Origin of the sequence: Aquamicrobium defluvii (genome assembly GCF_004363725.1) — a bacterium.
In the GTDB taxonomy this organism is placed as follows: domain Bacteria; phylum Pseudomonadota; class Alphaproteobacteria; order Rhizobiales; family Rhizobiaceae; genus Mesorhizobium; species Mesorhizobium defluvii.
In genome coordinates, this window is record NZ_SNZF01000005.1 from 90,374 (window position 1) to 106,219 (window position 15,846).

Annotated in this window: 15 protein-coding genes and 1 tRNA gene; 8 read left to right on the forward strand and 8 right to left on the reverse strand. The window is 62.5% G+C overall.

The features are described from left to right. Window positions 1-43: 43 nt before the first annotated feature. Window positions 44-120, forward strand: a tRNA-Pro gene (locus DES43_RS05530). A gap of 157 nt (window positions 121-277) precedes the next feature. Then, a complete protein-coding gene (locus DES43_RS05535; protein ID WP_035023098.1) occupies window positions 278-553 on the forward strand; it encodes a hypothetical protein in 276 nt (91 codons plus the stop codon). Window positions 554-561: 8 nt separating this feature from the next. On the opposite strand, the gene DES43_RS05540 is transcribed toward DES43_RS05535, so the two are convergent. From DES43_RS05540 to slyA, 4 genes are all read right to left on the reverse strand, one after another. Then, entirely contained in the window at window positions 562-1,167 is a 606-nt protein-coding gene (locus DES43_RS05540) for a L,D-transpeptidase (protein WP_035023101.1), read from the reverse strand. 305 nt (window positions 1,168-1,472) lie between these two features. Further along, entirely contained in the window at window positions 1,473-3,029 is a 1,557-nt protein-coding gene (locus DES43_RS05545; RefSeq protein ID WP_035023104.1) for a DHA2 family efflux MFS transporter permease subunit, read from the reverse strand. After that, window positions 3,016-4,203 carry an HlyD family secretion protein gene (locus tag DES43_RS05550; protein WP_198027460.1) on the reverse strand — a complete coding sequence of 396 codons (1,188 nt, stop codon included), beginning with the start codon at window positions 4,201-4,203 and terminating at the stop codon, window positions 3,016-3,018. Before DES43_RS05550 ends, DES43_RS05545 begins: the two co-directional genes overlap by 14 nt. Next, complete coding sequence (gene slyA, locus DES43_RS05555) at window positions 4,196-4,633, reverse strand: transcriptional regulator SlyA (RefSeq protein ID WP_035023106.1); 438 nt, start codon at window positions 4,631-4,633, stop codon at window positions 4,196-4,198. Before slyA ends, DES43_RS05550 begins: the two co-directional genes overlap by 8 nt. 449 nt (window positions 4,634-5,082) lie before the next feature. Here slyA and DES43_RS05560 point away from each other — a divergent pair, with 449 nt between their 5' ends. The 4 genes from DES43_RS05560 (at window position 5,083) to DES43_RS05575 (ending at window position 8,585) form a co-directional block, all read left to right on the forward strand. Next, the gene (locus tag DES43_RS05560) at window positions 5,083-5,502 is read left to right on the forward strand and encodes a TonB-dependent receptor plug domain-containing protein (protein WP_035023109.1); all 420 of its coding nucleotides are present in this window, start codon (window positions 5,083-5,085) and stop codon (window positions 5,500-5,502) included. A gap of 37 nt (window positions 5,503-5,539) precedes the next feature. After that, window positions 5,540-6,298 carry a TonB-dependent receptor domain-containing protein gene (locus tag DES43_RS05565; protein WP_166647709.1) on the forward strand — a complete coding sequence of 253 codons (759 nt, stop codon included), beginning with the start codon at window positions 5,540-5,542 and terminating at the stop codon, window positions 6,296-6,298. Window positions 6,299-6,366: 68 nt separating this feature from the next. Further along, on the forward strand, window positions 6,367-6,813 hold the full coding sequence (locus DES43_RS05570) for a TadE/TadG family type IV pilus assembly protein (RefSeq protein WP_084496381.1): 447 nt from the start codon (window positions 6,367-6,369) through the stop codon (window positions 6,811-6,813). Beyond that, the gene (locus DES43_RS05575) at window positions 6,813-8,585 is read left to right on the forward strand and encodes a TadG family pilus assembly protein (RefSeq protein WP_245264629.1); all 1,773 of its coding nucleotides are present in this window, start codon (window positions 6,813-6,815) and stop codon (window positions 8,583-8,585) included. Before DES43_RS05570 ends, DES43_RS05575 begins: the two co-directional genes overlap by 1 nt. Before the next feature lie 7 nt (window positions 8,586-8,592). Here the strand turns inward: DES43_RS05575 and DES43_RS05580 are convergent, their stop codons facing one another. From DES43_RS05580 to DES43_RS05595, 4 genes are all read right to left on the reverse strand, one after another. Continuing rightward, the gene (locus DES43_RS05580) at window positions 8,593-10,221 is read right to left on the reverse strand and encodes an alpha-D-glucose phosphate-specific phosphoglucomutase (RefSeq protein WP_035023119.1); all 1,629 of its coding nucleotides are present in this window, start codon (window positions 10,219-10,221) and stop codon (window positions 8,593-8,595) included. A 116-nt stretch (window positions 10,222-10,337) separates the two neighbouring features. Next, entirely contained in the window at window positions 10,338-11,120 is a 783-nt protein-coding gene (locus DES43_RS05585; protein ID WP_035023122.1) for an ATP-binding cassette domain-containing protein, read from the reverse strand. After that, window positions 11,120-12,202, reverse strand: coding sequence for an ABC transporter permease (locus tag DES43_RS05590; protein ID WP_035023125.1), 1,083 nt, complete (start codon window positions 12,200-12,202; stop codon window positions 11,120-11,122). Before DES43_RS05590 ends, DES43_RS05585 begins: the two co-directional genes overlap by 1 nt. Before the next feature lie 84 nt (window positions 12,203-12,286). After that, window positions 12,287-13,318, reverse strand: a complete 1,032-nt coding sequence (locus DES43_RS05595; RefSeq protein ID WP_035023490.1) for a sugar ABC transporter substrate-binding protein — start codon at window positions 13,316-13,318, stop codon at window positions 12,287-12,289. Window positions 13,319-13,528: 210 nt separating this feature from the next. On the opposite strand from DES43_RS05595, the gene DES43_RS05600 reads away from it, so the two are divergent. Both DES43_RS05600 and DES43_RS05605 read left to right on the forward strand, forming a co-directional pair. Further along, window positions 13,529-14,755 (forward strand): ROK family transcriptional regulator, encoded by a 1,227-nt coding sequence (locus tag DES43_RS05600; protein ID WP_035023128.1) that lies wholly within the window; start codon window positions 13,529-13,531, stop codon window positions 14,753-14,755. 36 nt (window positions 14,756-14,791) lie between these two features. Then, window positions 14,792-15,715, forward strand: a complete 924-nt coding sequence (locus tag DES43_RS05605; protein ID WP_035023131.1) for a carbohydrate kinase family protein — start codon at window positions 14,792-14,794, stop codon at window positions 15,713-15,715. Window positions 15,716-15,846: the final 131 nt, after the last annotated feature.

A 15,846-nucleotide genomic window follows, 5' to 3' on the forward strand; every position in this document is an offset into this window, starting at 1 on the left:
TGCAGGATTGAAATCGCAGCGCTATAAGCCCGGCCACTGGTCACGGAGTGTAGCGCAGCCTGGTAGCGCACATCGTTCGGGACGATGGGGTCGCAGGTTCAAATCCTGCCACTCCGACCAGAGAATCAGAGGGTTAGAAACCTTCGTTCAAGCCTTCCCGAAGGCATTCCCACTATCGTTGATCTGGCCGCGTCTCAGGCTGGCTTTTGCGTCATGCAGCGCAGGAATCGGCAGGCGCAGCATTCCGTTGTATGTTTCCCCAAAGGGAGCAACGGCCATGAATGTAGCCAACCTGCAACTTGAAGGGCTGTTGATGGCGATTGCCGCCATCAATCATCTGCTTGTTCAGAAAGGCGTCCTGACCATCGAGGAGCTGGACGCTGCCCTTCAGGCCGCCGAAGCCAGCGAAAACCGGTCGAACGAGTTGCCGCCTTCCCACAGGGAGGCGATCGCATTTCCCATAAGGTTGTTGCAGCTCGCCAATCGGTGCCAGCCGGAAACGGAACTGCCGGCCTTTTCTGCACTGACGCGAATGGTCGGCCAGATGAAATAGACGGCCGTTCAGGCCTGGATGACGACCACTCTCGTGCCCGGCGCGACACGTGCGTAGAGGTCAATCACATCGTGATTGAGCATTCGGATGCAACCGCTGGACACCGCCTTGCCGATGGTGCTCGGCTGGTTGGTGCCGTGGATGCGGAACATCGTATCGCGGCCATCGCGGTAGAGATAGAGCGCCCGCGCGCCCAGCGGATTGTTCGGTCCGCCCGGGACACCGCCGGCATATCGCCGGTTGCGGGGGTCGCGGCGCATCATGTTCGCCGTCGGCGTCCAGCTCGGCCATTCGGCCTTTCGTCCGACCGTGGCATTGCCCCGCAGCGCGAGGCCCTCACGGCCCACGCCGATGCCGTAGCGGATTGCCCGCCCGTTCCCCAGAACATAATAGAGTCGGCGCTCGGGCGTGTTCACCACGATGGTACCGGCAGGATAGTCGCCGCCGAAGGCAACTTCGCTGCGCCGCAGTTCCGGCCTGATCTCGGATGCAGGTATCGCAGCTACCGGGAAACGTTCGCCCTGAATGGGTCCGTAGCTGGCATATTGGGACGTCGCGCATCCGGCCATCAACAATGGCAGGCCAACAATGAAACCTCTGCGTGAAATTGACATCGACCCGTCCCAACTCAGTTTATCTGTTTGAATTGGTTAGGTCGCTATGGTTAACAAATGATTGCCGCAAGGCGCTTGCAGCTTCCGTTTGTCAATGTGTGACTGCCGGGGTGTCCAAGCCCAGCCACCCCGACAGCCGGCCCGCTCTGCGTCAGGCCGCCGGCAAGGCCGGCATGACAGGACATGCATATCTCATGCCATGGATATTGTGCTGAATTGAAACGGAATCACTTGTCCAACGGGCTTTCAGCCAAACATCCCGCCTCAGATCGGGTCATTCCGATTCCCGCCGGAAGCGATGAAGCTCAGATACCGTGCGGCTTGCGTTGCGCGCGATGCAGCATCCATGTCGGGATCAGCGCAACCAGGAACACCAGTGTGACGATCAGGAAGCCATCATGGAAGGCCAGCGTGTTGGCCTGAATCGAGATCACCTGCCCGAGGAACTGGATCGCAGCGGGAAGCTGCTGATGGTCCGGCAGCCCGCCGGCCTTCGCCATCCCCGCGACAGTCTGGAGCAAATCCATGGTGGCGGGGTTGTGGCTCGTCTGCGTGGCCGTCAATGCGTCTGAATGGTAGACGGTGCGCCTTTCCAGAAAGACGGCCAGAAGATTGACGCCGAAAGCCCCGCCGAGCTGCCGGATGAAGTTGATCGCGCCAGACCCCTGAGCAACGAGTTCGCGGGGCAGCACCTTGAGCGATCCTGCGGTTAGCGAGGGAAAGAGCAGCCCAAGCCCGATCCGCGAAATGACCACCCACCATGCAAGTGTCCAGAAAGCGGTGTCCACGCTCACCGACACGGTCAGCCAGGAGGACCATGCGAAGATCAGCATGCCCGCCCCGATGAGAAAGCCGGCGGGAACCTTGTCGGACAGCCGGCCCGCGATCGGAAAGATCAACACCAGCACGAAGCCCGAAGGCATCAGCAGCAGGCCGGCCTGCGTGGGAGTCAGGCCCTGAATGGTCTGCACGAAAAGCGGCACCAGATAGGTAGAGCCGAAAAGGCCGGCACCCATGATGAAAGCGACCAGCGAGGCCGAGGAAAAGGGCACATTGGCGAACAGGCGAAGATCCAGCATCGGCTTTCCGGTGGTCATTTCCCACCAGATGAAGCCTGCAAGCGCCGCCACGGCAACGGCGAACTGGATCAGGATCGGGTCGGAAGACCAGCCAAGGCGCTGGGCATTGGTCAGGGCGTTGAGCAACGTCCCGAGGAATATGCACAGCAGCATCATGCCGCCCCAGTCGAACCCCGGACGGGCGCCGGTATCTTTCCTGGCCGGGAGAAAAAGGTTGGCCAGCAAGATGCCCACAACGGCGAACGGAATGCCGAGATAGAACACATAGCGCCAGCTGAACGCGTCGATAAGCAGACCGCCGATCCACGGTCCGAGGGCCGGTGCAAGCACCACGCCGATGCCGAAAATGCCCATGGCCGCGCCGCGCTGGTTCGGCGGAAAGACCTGAAAGAGAAGGATCATGGCAAGCGGCTGGACGACGCCTGCCGCCGCTCCCTGAATGACTCGCGCGATCGTCAGCACGGTCTCGTTCGGCGCTACGCCGCCGAGCACCGAGCCGGCCATGAAGATCGCCAGGGCCCCCACCATGGTGGCGCGCTGGCCGAAGGCGCGGTCGGCCCAGTCGGTAACCAGCATGGTTGCCGTCATGGCGGCAAGAAAGCCGGTGGACAGCCACTGCGCCTGCACCTGGCTGATACCGAATGCCCCCATGACATCGGGGATGGCGACGTTGACGATGGTCGTCGAAAGCACGACCGCGATTGTCGCGATCATCACCGTGCCGGTAGCAAGCCACCGATAGGACGGCCCATAGCGGTCAAAAAGATCTTCAATCGACGACATCGATGCTCACTTCCACCATCATCCCCGGCCGCAACAGCCCGTCCCGCTGGTCGATCTCGATGCGGATCGGCAGGCGCTGGGTGATCTTGGTGAAATTGCCGCTGGGATTGGGGCTCGGCAGCAGGGCGAACTGGCTGGTCGCCGCCTCCCCGATGCGCGCCACCTTGCCATCCACCTTGAGCTGCGGATAGGCATCGACCGTGATGGCTGCCGGCGCGCCAAGCTTCACGCGGCCGAAATCGGTCTCCTTCACATTGGCATCGACCCAGATCACGTCCGGGTCGTGATAGATGAGCAGCCGCGTGCCCGGCCCGACATATTCGCCAGCCTCGATGAAGGTGCTGTCGATGACGCCGTCGAACTGGGCGCGGATCTCCCGCTTGCGCAGATCGACTTCCTTCTGGCCGCGCTGGGCGGCCAGAGCCTCCTTCTGGCTTTCCAGAACGGCGATCTGGCGTTCAAGTACGACGATCTGGGCTTCCTCGGCCTTTGCCACGTCCAGATTGGCCCGGGCGGTGGCAATGGCGGCTGCTGCGGATTTCTCCTGCTCCGTGGCGGTGGAAAGCGCCGCCTGCGCCTCTTCCAGAACCTGCTCGGACGTGACCTTGCTGCTGGCAAGCCGGTTCACACGTTCGAAACGGCTGCGGGCATTCACGAGACCGGCTTCGCTGGCGCGATGGTTGGCCTCGGCCGCGGTCAGTTGCGCTTCCCCGGCGGCCAGCTTGGCCGTCACCTGGGTGCGCACCATATCCTGCTGCGCGCGCAGCTGCGCCTGCTGGGCGCTCACACCGTCGATCTGCGCATCCAGCGCTGCCAGTTCGAGGGTTGCGTTCTCGCTGTCGATCGAAGCCAGAAGATCGCCCTTCTTCACCTTGTCGCCGGCAATGACCTCGATCGAGGACACCCTGCCGCTGACCTCGCTGCCAACCGTGACGAGATTGGCGGCGATGCGGGAATCGTTGATCGCAACATGGGTCCAGCGATGCGACAGCCATGGCCATATCGTCAGTGTCGCCAGGGCCAGCGCCACGATCAGCAGGGCAAGCTTCGCCCTGCCGCCGCCGATGCGCCCGCGCACTCTCTTCGGGGGGGAAGGAGGGCGAGCGGTGGGGGTCTCCTGCTCCCCGGCCTCGGCCAATTCTTCGTCCTTGCGCAGTTCCACAACCTTATCCACGGGGTCCAGACTCCAAACGATCCGCAATGATTTTCAAAAGCTCGCGCGCCCGTTCCAATTCCCCGGCGGGCACACCTTCCAGCAATTCCTGTCGCAGGCCGGCGGCAATGCGACCGATCTCGGCGATCACGGGCCCGGCCCCTTGAGCCAGTTCGATCAGCTTGACGCGCCTGTCGGCATTGCAAGCGCGCCTCTCCACGAGGCCCTGCCGTTCGAGATTGTCCAGAACCCGCACCAATGTTGGTCCCTCGACGCCGACAATGTCCGCCAGCTCACGCTGCGACACCGGCGCGCCCATGCGGGAAAGCTGCAAAAGCACCATCCAGCGCGCCTGTGTAAGATCGAGATGGCGCAACCTCTCATCTATGCGTTTGCGCCATTGCCGGCTCACACGAGCCAGCTCGACGGCGAACTGCTCGCCAGCGTCCATTTAAACACACTCCTATTTAGTAGGATGCTATCGATATAGAGAAACGCCCATTCATCCGCAATGGTCCTGCGGGTGACAATCCACCGCATCCTCTTGTCCAATCGACTGCCCTCGCACGGGCATCCATATACTTTTATGGATATGACAATTCGATTTTGAAGGATGAAATTTCGTATCGAACTATCATTATCTATTTGAATTTTTTGAGGGAAGAGTCGATTATGATATATCCTGATTGGGTCAACGATAACCGCGCTGGCAACGATCCTGTCCGCTCAGAGCGCTTCGGCGCAGCCAGCCGGCGCAGAAATTTCCGGGGTGCAGCCCAACGAAAAGGACAAGAAGCCTCACGCCAGAAAGGCCGATGAGGACGTTTTCGTTCTGGGGCGCATCAACGTCCATGGCAATCGGCAGGCTGGAAGAACCAGCGGTCAGGCGGTTTCACAGGCGTGATTTCCGCTGAAGACGTGCGCGGCCAGAACCGCAACACGCTGGATGATGCATTGCGCACCGTTCCCGGCGTCGAATCATCGAACTTCTGTGGCCAGCACAACGAGCGCATGGTCTATGTGCGCGGTTTCGACCGTTGGCAGGTGCCCTTGTCGATCGACGGCGTCCGCATCTATCTGTCTGCCGACAACCTGCTGGCCATGTACGACGACAGCACTTTCACGTCGCAGGCGGTCGCTGGCGAGAACAGTTACTGTAACGATTACGCCTACGGCTTCGGCATCGAGACGGGAACGGAACTGATCCCCCAACCGCTGAAGCGCGCGGTTCACTCCCGCAAGGACGTTCACAGGCGCTGGATCCACCGGATACCCGGCATTTCGCTCTGCAGCGCAGGGTGCTGGATACGTGATCGATGACCGCTGAGAACAGATCCATGCAACGGACTCGACAGGTTTGATCGCAGGCGTCAACGACGACTGGTACGACACAAAGCGGGCTGAATATTTTGAAAGCGGAAAGTTCGGGGAATATCCCCTGTTCGACAATCATGCCCTCGACTGGCAGGCTGCCGCCATCTGGCGCCCCACGGCCGATGCGGAATTCCACGCCAGCATTTCCTCAAGGACGCGGTTTCCAACCTTTTCGAACGCGACAGCATGCGTTTCAAAAACGATGTTCCCAACCCCGTTCCCGGCCCCGAGCGCCACGAACTATGAGACCGGAGCTTCGGGCACAATTCTCGATGGTCGCGTCCGTATCGGCGGCGCCGTCTTCCACAGCAATGTCGGCGATGCCATCCAATCCGTCCCGCTGAACTATCCGGATAACCAGAGCCGGTTCCGGAACGTCGGGGAAACGACCTATTACGGGTTCAAGCTGTCCGGCGAATGGGATGTGCATGGAGAACTTTCGCTCGGCGGCAATTACGCCGTGCTGATGAGCAGATACGAAGCTGGCGGGCCGGCCGCAAGCACGCGCCCGATCTTGTCGCGCACCTCTACGGCTCTCCCCGTCGCGTCGACAAACTGGCGGGCGGCATGCGTAACAGCCGGCACGCGCAGGAGTGGCAGGCCAGCAAGGACAACGAGCAGAAACCTGAAAAAAGCGCATCACGGGCATCCCGGAGAACGGTGTCATCGCCACGGTTATATAAGCTTGAACATATCGGGCAACGGCGATCGGCAAGGCTCCGCAGACTGCAACCCTCCATAAACCTTTTCATCCTAAGGTTGCATATATTGATTCACACATCCTAAAGATGAATTCTGATAGGTTGTCCCATGGTCTACGATTCGCATCATATAGACCGTTTCGGTCGATTTCGCCGATGCAACAAGGCGGCAACCGCCGTCGAGTTTGCGATCCTGTCACCGATCTTCCTGATCCTGCTGCTCGGAATGATTGCCTATGGCATCTATTTCGGCGCCAGCCATTCGGTGCAGCAACTTGCCGCCGACGCGGCACGAATTGCGATGAGCGGCCTTTCCGCCAGCGAACGCAATGCCCTTGCTACGGATTTCATTGCCCGCAATGGCGCAGGCTATGCCTTCATCAATCCCGCCAGGCTGACAGTCGAGGCCCGGGACAGCATGGCAGACGGAAGCCAGTTCGTCGTTTCCGTCAGCTACGACGCATCCAGCCTGCCGATCTGGGGACTGTTCCAAGGCATCCACATGCCGGGCAAGACGATCAGGCGGCAATCGACCATCAGACTGGGAGGACTATGATGGACAAGGGGCAGCCCGCAAAAGAGCGCATCGGAAAGCGGTTCCTGAACAGCAGCAAGGGCAATTTCGCGGTGATGACAGCTCTCACCCTGCCCTTCGCCATCGTGCTCACCGCCTTCGCCGTCGATGAAGGCTCGCTCTATACCGAACGTCGCCATGCGCAGGCCATAACCGATATCGCAGCCATCGCAGCCACGAGCAATATTAGCAAGGCGGAAGCAGCGGTAGCGGCGGCTTTCGCCGACAACGGGCTCGGTCAGGTTCTGGTTCGCGGTCCCGGAAACACCACCGAACCCTCGCCGAACCGCCCGGTGGCCGATGTCGTTCGCGGCCGTTACACGCCCGACCCGTCCAGGGAGCGTTCCAGTCGCTTCGAACCCGGCAAGCAGCCTTACAATGCCGTACAGGTTTCACTGAGCAAGATCGGCAGCCTCTATTTCGGAGGCAGCGTCATGCCTGCCCCGGTTATCGGCACCACCGCCATTGCCAGCACCACGACAGAGGCCGCCTTCTCCGTAGGCTCACGTCTGCTCAATCTCGACCGCGGATTGGCAAATGCCCTGCTCGGGGCGCTGCTTGGCGGCAATGTCAACCTCAGCATCATGGACTACAACGCACTGGCATCGGCCGATGTGAGCGTTCTGTCGTTCCTCGATGCTTTAGCCATACGCACGGGGGTCACCGCCGGCACCTATTCCGATCTGTTGGCCGCGAAAGCCACGGTCGGGGAGATCGCGTCTGCCATGGCCGACGTTCCCGGTCTCGACAACGTCAGCCGCATTGCGCTGCAAACGCTGGGTGCGCAGTCCAGCGCCAGTCTGTTCGTGTCGCTCAACGCGCTGATCGACCTCGGCTCCGTAGGCAAGCTCGGCATCGGTCAGCGCCCTGCCGGTCTGGACATAATGGCCAATGTGCTTTCCATGCTGACCGCCAGCCTGGCAATCGCCAATGGCGAACATATGGTCGACGCCAGTCTGGGCGGCACGCTGCCGGGTCTCGGCGGCCTCAAACTCAAGATCGCAATCGGCGAGCCACCCCAGCGCTCGCCATGGCTGGCGGTAGGCGAAGAGGGAAAGGTCGTGCGAACGGCCCAGACGCGCGTAAGCCTCGTCGCCACCGTCAGCCCTCTTGCGACCAACCTCGGCGGCGGCATCCATCTTCTGTCGATCAACCTGCCGCTGCATGTCGAGGTCGCCTATGCCGAGGCACGGCTGAAGTCGATCGAATGCCCGACCGGTCGGCCGGAAAGCCTCAAGGTAAAGGTCGACGCCACTCCCGGCATTGCCGAAGTATACATCGCGGAAGCCTATGGCTCCGGCTTCGCCGACTTCACCCGCAAACTGCTTTTCCGTCCCGTGGCGGTGGCCGACGTAAGCCTCAATATCCTGTTCGTCATCAAGCTCGATCTGCTCAAGATCAAGGGCTACGCACATGCCAGGATGGGCAACACAACCCCCGTCCCCCTCACCTTCACCCATGCCGATATTCTGAGCAAAACCGCGAAAACGGCCACCACCAGCGATTATACGCAATCGCTCACATCCAGCCTGATCGACGATCTCAGCCTTTCAGTCGAGCCGCTTGGACTGCCGATCGACATCGGCTGGCTTCTTGGCGTGGTCAAGACGCCTGTGAAACTGTCCCTTGGCGCTGTCACGCCGGCAGTGGACAAGCTGCTCTACAATCTGCTCAGCCTTCTGGGCGTCAGTCTCGGGCAAGCCGACGTGCGCGTCACCGGGGCCACATGCGGGCGTTCCGTTCTGGTGCAGTAACTTTCACTCAGGTGATCACGCTCGGCCGGCCGCGGCCGGTGTGGCGTCGGATGCCGGCAATCTCTTCGGCCGCCGCGATCAGACCAGCCAGCGCCTGCTGCGTGTCGAGCCCATGCCGTGCCGACTCGGGCTCATAGCGCTCGATATAGACGCGCAGCGTGGCGCCGCTGGTGCCGGTTCCCGAAAGGCGGAACACGACCCGCGACCCGCCTTCGAACAGGATGCGGATACCCTGATGCTCGCTGATCGAGCCGTCGACCGGATCGTGATAGGCGAAGTCGTCGGCCGTCTCCACCGTCAGGCCACGCACCTGCGTTCCCGGCAGGTCCGGCAGCCGATCGCGCAACTCCTTGATCAGCCCGTTGGCATGTACGGTTTCGACCTCTTCATAGTCGTGGCGCGAATAATAGTTGCGGCCGAACTCGGCCCAGTGTTTCTCGACGATTTCTTTCACGCTTTCGCCGCGCGCGGCAAGGATCGACAGCCACAAAAGCACCGCCCATAGCCCATCCTTCTCGCGCACATGGCTGGAGCCGGTGCCGGCGCTTTCCTCACCGCAGATCGTCGCCATGCCGGCATCGAGCAGATTGCCGAAGAATTTCCATCCGGTCGGCGTCTCGTAGAGGCCGATGCCGAGCTTCTGCGCCACGCGGTCGGCCGCGCCGCTGGTCGGCATGGAACGGGCGATGCCTGCCAGTCCTGCCGTATAAGCCGGCGCCACCCGGGCATTGGCCGCCAGCACCGCCAGCGAGTCCGACGGCGTGACGAAGATCCCCTTGCCAATGATGAGATTACGGTCGCCGTCGCCATCCGATGCGGCACCGAAATCGGGCGCGTCCGGCCCCATCATCTCCTCGTAAAGATGCCTGGCATGCACGAGGTTGGGATCGGGGTGATGACCGCCGAAATCCGGCAGCGGATGAAAATTGCGGCAGGTGCCTTCGGCCGCGCCCAGGCGGCGCTCGAATATCTCCTTCGCGTATGGCCCGGTTACCGCATGCATGGCGTCGAAGCGCATACGGAAACCTGATTCAAAAAGCCTGCGCAGCGCGTTGAAATCAAACAGGCTTTCCATCATGTCGGCATAGTCCCGAACCGGGTCGACGACCTCCACCGTCATGCCTTCGACCTCGACCTTGCCGATCGTGTCGATGTCCACCTCATCGATATCCGCGATCCTGTATTCGCGGATTTCCTTCGAGCGCGCATAAATCGCATCGGTGATCTTTTCCGGCGCCGGACCGCCGTTTTCGGCGTTGTACTTGATACCGAAATCCTCCTTCGGTCCGCCGGGATTGTGGCTGGCGGAAAGAATGATGCCGCCGAGGGCCTTGTATTTGCGGATGAGATGCGAGGCCGCCGGTGTCGACAGGATGCCACCCTGCCCGATCATCAGCTTGCCGAAGCCGTTGGCGGCGGCCATGGCGATAACCTTCTGGATCACCTCGCGGTTGTAGTAGCGGCCGTCGCCGCCGACCACCAGCGTCTTGCCCTCGAAACCCGAGAGCGCGTCGAAGATCGACTGGATGAAATTCTCCGCATAGTGCGCCTGCTGGAACACCGGCACCTTCTTGCGCAGCCCGGAAGTTCCCGGCTTCTGGTCGTCGAACGGGGTGGTCGCAACGGTGCGGATCATCTGTCGGGTCTGCCTCTCCGGGAAACAAGCGTGCGGATGCGGATCAACGCGCAGGCATGCACTTCGATCCGCAATCCAGATACGCTTTCCGACAGTGCCGGTGAAGATGGCCCAATTCAGGCCGCGACGGCAGTTTCCGGTGGCCGCTTGGCGCCGGTCATGAAGGCCACCGCGTCCGACATGGTGTATTGCCTGGGGTCGATGACGGTAAGCCGCCGGCCCAGCCGGTGGATGTGGATGCGGTCCGCCACCTCGAACACATGCGGCATGTTGTGCGAGATCAGCACAATGGGCAGGCCGCGCTTCTTCACGTCGAGGATCAGTTCCAGCACGCGCCGCGATTCCTTGACGCCGAGCGCCGCCGTCGGCTCGTCCATGATGACGACCTTGGAGCCGAAGGCGGCCGCCCGCGCCACCGCCACGCCCTGCCGCTGGCCGCCGGAGAGCGTTTCCACCGCCTGCCCGATATTCTGGATGGTCATCAGGCCAAGTTCGGAAAGCATGGCCCGCGCCCGTTTTTCCATTGCCGGGCGGTCGAGCATGCGCAGCCATTTGCCGAGCGGGCCGGGCCGCCTGATCTCGCGGCCGAGGAACATGTTGTCGGCAATCGACAAGGCCGGCGACAGCGCCAGATTCTGGTAGACGGTCTCGATGCCGGCGTCGCGCGCCTCCATGGGCGAGCGGAAGGCGACGGGCTTGCCGTCCAGCCTGATCTCCCCCTCATCGGGCGTGATGGCGCCCGAGATCGCCTTGATCAGCGAGGACTTGCCGGCGCCATTGTCGCCGATCACCGCCAGGATCTCGCCCGGATAGAGATCGAAGTCGGCCGCGTCGAGCGCCGTCACCCGGCCATAGCGCTTGACCAGGCCGCGCGCCGTGAGAAGAGGTTCGCTTTGCATCAGCCGGCCACCTTCCTGATCCACTGGTCCACCGTGACGGCGGCGATGATCAGCACGCCGATGAGCAGATAGGTCCATTGCGGGTCCGTGCCGATCAGGCGCAGCGCCAGCGAGAACACGCCGACGATCAGCGCGCCGAACAGCATGCCGAGGATGGAACCGCGCCCGCCGAACAGCGATATGCCGCCGATCACCACCGCCGTGATGGATTCGATATTGGCGAACTGGCCGGAGGTCGGCGACACCGAGCCCAGCCGGCCGATCAGCGCCCAGCCCGCCAGCGCGCAGATCAGCCCGGCCAGCACATAGACCGACAACAGCATGCGGTTGACGTTGACGCCCGAAAGTTCCGCCGCCTCCGGGTCGTCGCCCACGGCGTATACGTGCCGGCCCCATGCCGTGTGGTTGAGCACGTGCCAGAGCACCAGAACCAGCACGACCATGGCGATGACGCCATAGGTGAAGACGGCGTTGCCGATGCGGATATTGTTGCCGAACCATTGCAGAAGCGGCGCCTGCGCCTCGATGTCCTGCGCGCGTATGGTTTCATTGGCCGAATACAGGAAGTTGGCGGCCAGGATGATCTGCCAGGTGCCAAGCGTGACGATGAAGGGCGGCAGCTTGACCTGTGCAACCAGCCAGCCGTTGAGGAAGCCGCAGGCGGCACCGACGCCGAAGCCGCACAGGATGGCGACCGGCGCCGGCAGGCCGTAACGGAAGGTGAACTGGCCCATCACCACCGAGGTCAGCACCATGATGGCGCCGACCGAGAGGTCGATGCCGGCGGTCAGGATCACCAGGGTCTGCGCCGCGCCGATGATGCCGACGATCGCCACCTGCTGGAGGATGAGCGTCATCGAGAATGGCGAAAAGAAACGCGAGCCGATAACGAAGGCGAAGACCGCCAGCGAGGCGATGAGCACGATCAGCGGCACCGCCGCCGGGCTCGAATGCAGGAAATGCTGGAGCCGCTCCACCGCCGTCCGGTCGTGGCTCTCGAACTGCGCCACAGCCGTGTCGCTGCCCGCCAGAACCTTCTCGAACTCCTGCGGCTGCCCGCCGCGTGCCGACGCCTCGGTCATCCGGCTCTCCTCCCCGGAGCGCTTTCACCTGAGGCGCACGGATTTCCCGCGCGCCCCGCGATAGTGTGCCCAGGCACGGTCAGATCAACCCCAGCACAGTTCCAGCCCCTTCTGGACATCGATGGAGTCGACGCCCCCGACCGGCCTGGCCGTGACCAGCGCCACGCCCGTGTCGACGAAGCTCTTGCCTTCCGTGGCCTCCGGCTTCTCACCGGTCTCCGCGAACTTCTTGATCGCCTCGATGCCGAGCGAAGCCATCAGCAGCGGATATTGCTGGGAGGTCGCGCCGATGACACCCGCCTCGACATTCTTGACGCCGGGGCAGCCGCCGTCGACCGAGACGATCAGCACATTGCTTTCCATGCCGACCGCCTTCAGCGCCTCATAGGCCCCGGCCGCCGCCGGTTCGTTGATGGTATGGACGACATTTATCGAGGGGTCCTTCTGGAGCAGGTTCTCCATGGCCTTGCGGCCGCCTTCCTCGTTGCCGTTGGTGACATCGTGTCCGACGATGCGCGCATCGTCTTCGTCACCGATGCGGTTGATGTCCTTGGTGTCGATGCCGAAACCCTTCATGAAGCCCTGGTTGCGCAGCACGTCGACAGTGGGCTGGGAAGGCGTCAGGTTGAGGAAGGCGATCTTCGCATCCTTTGCGCCCTCGCCCAGCGTCGCCGCCGCCCATTTGCCGACCAGTTCGCCGGCCAGCAGGTTGTCGGTGGCGAAGGTGGCGTCGGCGGCATCCGCCGGTTCCAGCGGCGTATCCAGCGCGATGACGAGAATGCCCGCGTCGCGCGCCTTCTTGATCGAAGGCACGATGCCGGCCGTGTCGGAGGCGGTGATGAGGATGCCCCTGGCGCCGTCGGCGATGCAGCTTTCGATGGCCGCCACCTGGCTTTCGCTGTCGCCGTCGATCTTGCCAGCATAGGATTTCAGGTTGATGCCCAGTTCCTGCGCCTTGGCGGTCGCGCCTTCCTTCATCTTGACGAAGAAGGGATTGGTGTCGGTCTTGGTGATCAGGCAGGCGCCCACCTCCTGAGCCGAGGCTGGCGCGGCAAGCGCGGCGACGCCAAAAGCGGTCGCGCAAAACAGAGCGGTTTTCAACGCGGAAATCGTCATTCCATCCTCCCAGATGACTATGGCTCCGGACAAAATCCGGGCCATGATGCGAGCGCTCACGCTGCCTCCCAGCCGCGCCCTCAGCGCAAAACCAAACACAGGTTGCGGAGGGCTGTCAATAATTAAATCACTCTTATTTATTATTGACACCATTGCGCCGATTTAACATTCTTGCCAAAGGACGGGAGATTTGGCGGGAGACCTGTTACGGTGGAAACCGGCACTGCAAAGCATGGCTCGCCCGAGGCGGCGGAAAGCCGTTTCCACCGTGGCACCAACCAGAGTGGAATGCGCGACCACAACGAGCGGCTCGTGCTGTCGCTCGTGCGCCTGCATGGCAGCCTGTCAAAGTCAGATATTGCGCGCATGACCGGCCTTTCCGCGCAAACCGTGTCGGTCATCATGCGGGAGCTGGAGCATGACGGGCTTCTTCTGAAACAGGCGCCGCAGCGCGGCAAGATCGGCCAGCCTTCGGTTCCCATGTCGCTCAATCCGGACGGCGCCTTCTTCATCGGCCTCAAGATCGGCCGGCGCAGTTCCGATCTGGTGCTGATCGATTTCCTCGGCACACCGCGCGCCTCCCTCCAGCTCTCCTATCGCTACCCTGTTCCGCGCGACACGGTGGAGTTCGTTTCGACGGGCATGCAGAAGCTGCGTGGCAGCCTCACCGCATCGCAGCACAAGCGCATTGCCGGCCTCGGCATCGCCATGCCGTTCGAGCTGTGGAGCTGGGCCGATACGGCTGGCGCACCGCGCGAAGTGATGGACGAGTGGCGTCACCGCGACATGCGCACGGAAATCCAGCTCCTGTGCGATTTTCCGGTCTATCTGCAAAACGACGCCACCTCCGCCTGCGGGGCCGAACTGGTATTCGGCCAGACGGGTGCGCTGCGCGACTTCGTCTATTTCTACATCGGCGCCTTTGCCGGGGGTGGCATCGTGCTCGACGGTCGTCTCTACAGCGGCCCGACCGGCAATGCCGGCGCGCTTGGCTCCATGCTGGTGCCCGACAACGGCAACAGGCCGACCCAGCTCATCGACATCGCGTCCATCGCGGTTCTTGAAAAACGGCTCAACGCAAGAGGCATCGAGGCCCCGCATCTTTGGACCACGCCGGAAGAATGGGGCGATCTGGGGCCTGCCGTCGACGAGTGGATTGAAGATGCAGCCGCCGCGCTCGCCTACGCCATAGCTTCGTCAACCGCCGTTATCGACTTCGAAGCCGCGGTCATCGACGGCTGGATGCCTGCTGCCGTCAGGGGGCGGCTGGTCGAGGCCGTGCGCGAGGCCATCCGGCGAATCGATGCCGAGGGCCTGCTTCTGCCGCGCATCCGGGAGGGAACGGTCGGCGTTCATGCCCGTGCGCTGGGAGCGGCCAGCCTGCCGCTGTCGGAGCGTTTCCTGATCGGCCCCACCATTCCCGCGCGCGGCACCTGAGCGGTCTCGCCCCAAAGCACCACGGAGCGAAGACGCATGATACTCTGCTGCGGCGAGGCCCTGATCGACATGCTGCCGCGCCATTCCACAGTTGGCGAGACCGCTTTCGCGCCCTATGCCGGCGGTGCCGTGTTCAACACAGCCATCGCACTCGGGCGGCTGGGCGTGAGCACCGGCTTCTTTTCCGGCATTTCCAGCGACATGTTCGGCAAGATGCTGTGTAAGGAGCTTGAGGCCAGCAACGTCGACTGCCGCTATCTCCACATTTCCCCGCGTCCCACCACGCTCGCCTTCGTGCAGCTCGACGACGGGCAGGCCAGCTATATGTTCTACGACGAGAATACAGCCGGCCGCATGCTGACCGAGGCGGACCTGCCCGCTTTGGGCAGCGACGTCGAGGCCATGCTTTTCGGAGCCATCAGCCTCATTTCCGAACCCGCCGGCACTGCGTATGAAGCATTCATGCGGCGCGAGCACGCAAACAGGGTGATGATGCTCGATCCCAACATCAGGCCGAATTTCATACCCGACCGTGCAAAGCACCTCGCCCGCATCGAGGCGATGATGGCCATGGCCGATATCGTCAAGCTGTCGGACGAAGATCTCGCATGGTTCGGCCAAACCGCTTCGCCGGAGGAGTTCGTCGGGTCGTGGCTGGCCCGTGGCCCCGGCCTGATTATCCTGACGCATGGCAGCAAGGGGGCGAGCGGCTATACGCGGGCAGGCAAGGTGTCTGTCACACCGCCTCCAGCCGATGTGGTGGACACGGTCGGTGCCGGCGACACTTTCAACGCCGGGGTGCTCGCATCCCTTTGCGAACAGAAGCTGCTGACAAAAGCTGCGATCGCCTCGCTCTCCGGCGAACATCTGCGCACCGCGCTCGACATGGCGGCGCGCGCTGCCGCCGTCACCGTTTCACGCGCCGGGGCAAACCCGCCCTGGCGTCAGGAACTCGGCTGATTTCGAAAGTCATCAAATTTCAGCCGCACTGTGGCAGCGAAATGTGATTCTGGCCGCATGGATCGCCGGGACTTGCGCCTTCCCCGGGCACGTCAACTCTGGTACTTGCGCCCTGTTAACGGCTCATCCGC

What these genes read in the sequence shown, in the direction of transcription:
- DES43_RS05605 (WP_035023131.1), top strand. Translation starts at nt 14,792, where the DNA reads ATGATACTCTGCTGCGGCGAGGCCCTGATCGACATGCTGCCGCGCCAT.
- DES43_RS05575 (WP_245264629.1), top strand. Translation starts at nt 6,813, where the DNA reads ATGGACAAGGGGCAGCCCGCAAAAGAGCGCATCGGAAAGCGGTTCCTG.
- DES43_RS05585 (WP_035023122.1), bottom strand. Translation starts at nt 11,120, where the DNA reads ATGCAAAGCGAACCTCTTCTCACGGCGCGCGGCCTGGTCAAGCGCTAT.
- DES43_RS05590 (WP_035023125.1), bottom strand. Translation starts at nt 12,202, where the DNA reads ATGACCGAGGCGTCGGCACGCGGCGGGCAGCCGCAGGAGTTCGAGAAG.
- slyA (WP_035023106.1), bottom strand. Translation starts at nt 4,633, where the DNA reads ATGGACGCTGGCGAGCAGTTCGCCGTCGAGCTGGCTCGTGTGAGCCGG.
- DES43_RS05570 (WP_084496381.1), top strand. Translation starts at nt 6,367, where the DNA reads ATGGTCTACGATTCGCATCATATAGACCGTTTCGGTCGATTTCGCCGA.
- DES43_RS05580 (WP_035023119.1), bottom strand. Translation starts at nt 10,221, where the DNA reads ATGATCCGCACCGTTGCGACCACCCCGTTCGACGACCAGAAGCCGGGA.
- DES43_RS05545 (WP_035023104.1), bottom strand. Translation starts at nt 3,029, where the DNA reads ATGTCGTCGATTGAAGATCTTTTTGACCGCTATGGGCCGTCCTATCGG.
- DES43_RS05595 (WP_035023490.1), bottom strand. Translation starts at nt 13,318, where the DNA reads ATGACGATTTCCGCGTTGAAAACCGCTCTGTTTTGCGCGACCGCTTTT.
- DES43_RS05540 (WP_035023101.1), bottom strand. Translation starts at nt 1,167, where the DNA reads ATGTCAATTTCACGCAGAGGTTTCATTGTTGGCCTGCCATTGTTGATG.
- DES43_RS05535 (WP_035023098.1), top strand. Translation starts at nt 278, where the DNA reads ATGAATGTAGCCAACCTGCAACTTGAAGGGCTGTTGATGGCGATTGCC.